Annotated in this window: 3 protein-coding genes and 2 pseudogenes; 2 read left to right on the forward strand and 3 right to left on the reverse strand. The window is 64.3% G+C overall.

Features of this window, described 5'->3' with window-relative positions:
* Positions 1-385: 385 nt before the first annotated feature.
* Together FS320_RS36435 and FS320_RS47120 are read left to right on the forward strand one after the other, a co-directional pair.
* On the forward strand, positions 386-1,216 hold the full coding sequence (locus FS320_RS36435; RefSeq protein ID WP_152717217.1) for an IclR family transcriptional regulator: 831 nt from the start codon (positions 386-388) through the stop codon (positions 1,214-1,216).
* An 84-nt stretch (positions 1,217-1,300) separates the two neighbouring features.
* Entirely contained in the window at positions 1,301-3,382 is a 2,082-nt protein-coding gene (locus tag FS320_RS47120) for a tripartite tricarboxylate transporter substrate-binding protein (RefSeq protein WP_202882938.1), read from the forward strand.
* Between the two features lie 62 nt (positions 3,383-3,444).
* Here the strand turns inward: FS320_RS47120 and FS320_RS36450 are convergent, their stop codons facing one another.
* The 3 genes and pseudogenes from FS320_RS36450 to FS320_RS51105 all read right to left on the reverse strand — a co-directional run.
* Positions 3,445-4,500 (reverse strand): Bug family tripartite tricarboxylate transporter substrate binding protein, encoded by a 1,056-nt coding sequence (locus tag FS320_RS36450; protein WP_202882939.1) that lies wholly within the window; start codon positions 4,498-4,500, stop codon positions 3,445-3,447.
* A gap of 62 nt (positions 4,501-4,562) precedes the next feature.
* Positions 4,563-5,633, reverse strand: a pseudogene (locus tag FS320_RS36455) (MFS transporter); the annotation flags it as partial.
* Positions 5,632-5,760: pseudogene (locus FS320_RS51105) on the reverse strand (IS481 family transposase); the annotation flags it as partial. The pseudogenes FS320_RS51105 and FS320_RS36455, both read right to left, overlap by 2 nt.

The following is a 5,760-nucleotide window of genomic DNA, read 5'->3' on the forward strand; positions in this document are numbered from 1 at the left end:
TGGTCATGACGATGTTCCTTGTGAACCCCGAGGCCGGGCGCTGCGCACCCCGACCACTCCGCGCCCGGCCTCGGCTCATGCCTCAGCCTAACGACACCGTCTGTCAGATTAAGTCCAAACTACTTCACCATAGTGTTGCGGGGTGAGCAGTGCCAGCCCTTTTCCAGGCTCCGTGATCGTGAAACTTGCGCAGCATCGGTCCCGGAGGACGGCTCGATCCTTCGACCCAGCGTCGCGAACGATGCTCTTGCCTATCTGACGGACAGCTTCTGAGCAATTGACACAAGTTCAGCAGCAAGCTTAGGTTGTTTGCATAACGAAAAAAGTTTCGTATTCCGAAAAGTGGGCATTTGCGTTGCCCGCATCAGGCCAGGAAGTTCACGCCATGCGATCGGGCTCCGATCCCCAACAAGCGCAGGAACGCGCCCATTCGCGCAGTACCGTCCAATCCCTCGCCAAGGGATTTCGCATCCTCGAAGCGTTCGGTCCTGACCACGACGAGATGACGTTGAGCGAGATCGCAGCCATCGCGGAGCTGGATCCGGGCACCACCCACCGGATGCTGAACACGATGGTCGATCTTGGTTACATCGACCGGGTTCCCGACAGCCGCCGCTTCCGCTTGAGCCTGAAGGTGCTCGATCTCGGCTTCCACGCCATCGCGCACCGAGAACTCCGCTCGCTTGCCCGGCCGGCACTGCGGACACTCGTCAACGACACCAGCGAGGCCGCCAGCCTGGGAGTGCTCAGCGGGGCAGAGGTGCTCTACATCGAGCGCGTGCGGGCCGGCGTTACGCGCCTCGGTGTCGATATCCGGATCGGCACCACGGTGCCGGCTCATCAGAGCATCATCGGGCACTGCATCCTCGCCTTCCTCCCCGAAACCGAGCTGGCGAGGCTCGCGACACTACCCCGACGCCAGACGTTCGTGACCAGGAATCCCATTGAGTGGAACGATCTCGGTCCCGCGCTTGCCGAGATCCGGATGAGCGGCCACGCGCTCCGTGACTCGACCCTCAGCGAAGGATTGCGGATCCTCGCCGTGCCCGTGCGCGATGCTGACGGGCTCGCGATCGGCGCGATCAGCGTCGCGGCACCTGTCGGGCGCAGCACGGAAGACGAGTTCCTGACGCTTGCACTGGCACCGGCACAAACAGCCGCCCGCAACATCGCCCGCGCCTTGGAGGCGTCGGGCAGCATCGGCACAAGCATCTAGCCCGCATCGAACGATTCAACCACCCTCCGCACGCCAATCACCGGAGCGCCACCCTGACCCACAAAGCACCCCATGGAGGGAACATTGGCTGATCGCATCGATGCGTGGACCCATATCTTCCCGGCCGCCTACTTCGCCCGCCTGCAAACCATGGCGTCCGCGGCGGGGCCGCTGCGGCGGTGGCTCGAGCTAAAATCCCTCTACGATCTCGATCACCGCTTCCGCCTGATGGATGCCTTCGACGGCTACAGGCAGGTGCTGACACCATCGATGCCACCCATTGAGGACCTAGCCGAGGGACAAACGGCAGTTGATCTGATGCGCTTGATGAACGATGGCCTGGCGGATCTCGTGCAGCGCCATCCCGACCGTTTTCCGGCGTTTGCGGCAGCCCTGTCGCTGCACGACATCGATGAAGCACTCGTCGAGATCGCACGCGCCGATGCGATTGGGGCAGTGGGCTTCCAGCTCTGCACTCACGTGCGCGGCACACCGCTCGATCACCCGCGGTTCCTTCCTGTCTTCGACGAGATCGCGAGCCGTGGCATGGCCATCTGGCTGCACCCGGTGCGGGGACCGGTCCCCGACTACCCCACCGAGGCGAAGTCCCGTTTCGAGATCTGGTGGTGCTTCGGATGGCCCTACGACAGCAGCGTAGCGATGGCCCGGCTCGTCTTCTCTGGTCTGTTCGACCGGCACCCGCAGTTGCGGATCATCACCCATCACATGGGTGCGATGATTCCCTATTTCGCGGGCCGGATCGCACAAGGCTGGGGACTGGAGATGGGGCGCGGACCCCTCCGGCCGATTCCGATCTGCTCCCCGGGCTGTTGCAGCGACCGGCAGAGGACTACTTCAGGATGTTCTTCGCCGATACCGCACTCTCCGGAGCGGTCGGGGCGACGCGCTGCGGCCTCGACTATTTCGGCGCGGACAAGGTGCTCTTCGCGAGCGACTTCCCGTTCGATGCTGAAGGAGGAAGCTATTTGGTTCGCGAAACCATCAAGGCGCTGGATGCGCTCGAGCTATCTGCCTCGGTCCGTCGTCAAATTGATGCGGGGAACATATCGACCATCATCGGTCGTGGTGCTGCGCAATGAAGTCATGGACAACTTGAAAACAAGGGAGGAAGAGGTGTCAGAAGATCAGCCGGTAACGTCATCGCGACCATCCGCAGGAACAGGCATCCTGCGCCGTCAGCTCCTCGCCACCTCGCTCGCCGGACTCGGCGCATCGCTGGTTGTCGGACGGGCCGTTGCGCAAGCCCGCAAGTTTCCCGACCGTCCGATCAAAATCATCGTGCCGTTCCCGGCCGGCGGCGGCATCGATGCCTTTGCCCGCTTGGTTGGCGAGAAACTGAGACAGACACGCGGCTTCGCGACCGTCATCGAGAACCGGCCTGGCGCGAACGGGACCATCGGCGGTGTCGCCGTCAGGGACGCCGAGCCGGACGGATACACGATCCTCTTCTCGGCCAGCACGCACGTTATGGCGCAGCAGGTGATGAAGCATGCGCCCTACGATCCGATTGCGGATTTCAGCGCGATCGCCCGGGTCGGAGAGGCACCTATGATGCTGGTGATGTCGCCGAAGATGGCGCCGCGCAACATCACGGAGCTAGTCGCAGAAGCCAGGAAGCAACCGGACCAATGGACGTTTGCAACCGCAGCGTTGGGATCGCCCGGACATCTCGCGACCATAGCATTCAACCACCTGTCCGGCCTGAACCTGAAGATCGTGACCTACAGGGGCACAGCGCCTGCCCTGAACGACGTCGCCGGTGGTCACGTCCAGTTGTTGATCGATCCTGTTTTGGCCCTGCTGCCGATGGCGAACGGCAATCAGGTCAAGGGTCTAGCCGTGACATCGGCCAAGCGGACGGCGCTCGCACCGGAATATCCGACCGCGGCGGAGAGTGGGCTGCCGGGGCTGGAGCAGTCGACGTGGTATGGGGTCTGGGGACCGCGCAAGCTTCCCGCCGACTTGGTTGCCGAACTGAGTGCAACCATCAATGCCGCAGTCGAAGAACTGGACAAGGAGGGGCGGCTTGCAACGCTCGGCATCGAGCGGGTTTCCGAAAACCCAGCCCAGCTCGAGCAGTTCTCGAAACGCTACGTCGAACGCAGCGCCGAGCTGCTGAAAGCGGCAGGTTTCGAACCCACCTGATCACGACATCCGGCTTGATCCGGCAGGCGGGTTCGCCGTCCCGGATCATGCCGTAATCCACGTTACATCGGCTTGAAGTCGGCGGCCTTCAGCAGCCCGGCATTACGGGCGACCTCCCGCTCGATGAACTTGCCGAACTCTTCGGGGCTCTCGTAGGTCGGCTCGATGCCAAGCGCCGCCAACCGACCGGAGGCGGCCAAGTCGCGGGTGGCGTCCGCCATCGCGGTGTTGAGCCACGCCACCGTCTCGGCCGGCATGTTCTTCGGGCCCCAGAGCCCGTACCACGAGCTGAACTCAAGTCCGGGCAGACCGCTTTCGGCCGCCGTCGGGATCTCCGGCGTGAGCTGGCTGCGCTTGGCGGTCGTCGTCGCGAGCGCCTTGACCTGTCCATCGCGGGCCATCGGCAGCAGCGCGATGACCGGATCGATCATGAGCTGGATGTGGCCGCCCATGACGTCCGTCAGGGCGGGAGCCGTTCCCCTATACGGCACGATGGTGACCTTCGCCCCGGATAGGTGATTGAAGGCGATCGTCGCGATGTGACCGGGGGAGCCGACGGCCGAGACCCCGAATTGCCACTGGGTGGGGTTCTTCTTGGCGTCCTCGACCACCTCGGCGATCGTCTTCTGGGGCATCTTCGGGGACAAGACCACCATCATGGGCGCCTCGCCGACCCGCGCGATCGGCGTGAAGTCGGTGACCAGATCGAACGAGACCTTGCTCATGACCTGGCGTGCCATGACGTGGGTTGCTGCCGAGAACAGCAGCGTGTAGCCATCTGGCTGGGATTGGAGGACACCATTGGCTCCAACGGTCCCATTGGCCCCGGCTCGGTTCTCGATCACAACGGCGACGCCGCGCTTCTCCTCGATCTGCTTGCCGAGCAGACGGGCGAAGGCGTCGACACCCCCGCCGGCCGCGAACGGCACGATGATCTTGATCGGGTGAGTCGGGTACTTGGCCGGCTGGGCGGACACACCATGCACCCAGGCGATCGAAACCAGACCCGTCACGAGGGCCTTCAGGAATGGGCGTCTCCCCTTGATCGACACCATCCGGGCGATCGGCAAGGCGGTGGCGGTGCCCGGGACGGCACTTTCGGCAACTCGGTCCTTCATAAGCGTTTCCTCCTAATTGGTGGTGAGACGTGGATCCGTCGACGCGGCCATCCCGCTCCGGGTCACGGGGACAGTTCCTCGAGAATCCGCCCCTTCGTCTCGATTCCAAAGACCGCCGTCACCACGGCTCCGACGACGAGGATCGCCGCGAAGGCCGCGAACACGTACTGGATTCCGGCGGAGGCCATGAGCCAGCCGACGATGATCGGACCGGCGGAGGACCCGAGCCGCAGCCATGCACTGCCAAGACCGGTGCCGAGCGCGCGCAGGCGCGTCGGATAAAGCTCGGCCGAATACAGGTAGAGCGAGAAGGTGATCGTCTGCACGATGGCGTAGGCGAGGGCCGTGAGAATCAGCACCTGGGTCGGCGTCTCAGCGCCCAGCAGGGCGAGCGCCGCAAGCGGCACGGGCGCCAGCAGGAAGGCGGCGACGTACCAGCGCTTGCGGCCGACCTTGTCAATCAGGAGCGCACAGGCGACGGAGGCGATCACGCCGGCGACCGACGTAAGCAGCCCGTAGAGGATGCTCGTCTCAAGGGGCAGCTTGAATGTCTGGCGGTAGATCGTCGGCAGCCAGGTGATCATGCCGTTGGCAACCACATAGGAGCAGAACCACATCGCCCAGATCATCAACGTGCGGCGGCGGTAGATGCCCCGGAAGAGCTCGCGCCAATCCGACCTCGATGGCTGCGTTGCCGTCACGATGGGCTGGGGAGCCGCAAGATTGTGCCCGCTGTCGGTCGCGCTGCGCTCCAGGGCGGAGACGATGCGATCGGCCTCCTCGTAGCGGCCCTTCGCGGCAAGCCAGCGCGGCGACTCCTTCATGAAGAACCGCAGGGGAATGAGGACGAGCGCCGGCACGAGGCCGACGAGGAACATGGCCTGCCAGCCATACACGGGGATGAGCGCCCGGGCGATGAGGCCGGCGCCGACGAGGCCGAACAGGAACATGACCTCGTAGAGGAGGAAGAAGCGGCCGCGGCCCTTCGAGCCGATGTACTCGTTGATGTAGGCGCTCGCGACGGGCACCTCGCCGCCGGTGCCGATCCCCTGCACGAAGCGGAACAGCATCATCGAGGCCGCGCCCCAGGCGAAGAGGCAGGCGACGTCCATGCTGACGAAGAGTAGGATAGTTGTCTGGATGCGAGACCTCCTTGGCATGAGCGATGACCTGGAGGGCGGGCGGCAACGCGTCTGCATCGGGTGGCTTGTAGCGGCGGTTGGCGAGCTTCGGCTCGGCAGCCAGGCGGCTTCGCACAAC

It is taken from the genome of Microvirga tunisiensis (assembly GCF_009296175.1).
In the GTDB taxonomy this organism is placed as follows: Bacteria; Pseudomonadota; Alphaproteobacteria; order Rhizobiales; family Beijerinckiaceae; genus Microvirga; species Microvirga tunisiensis.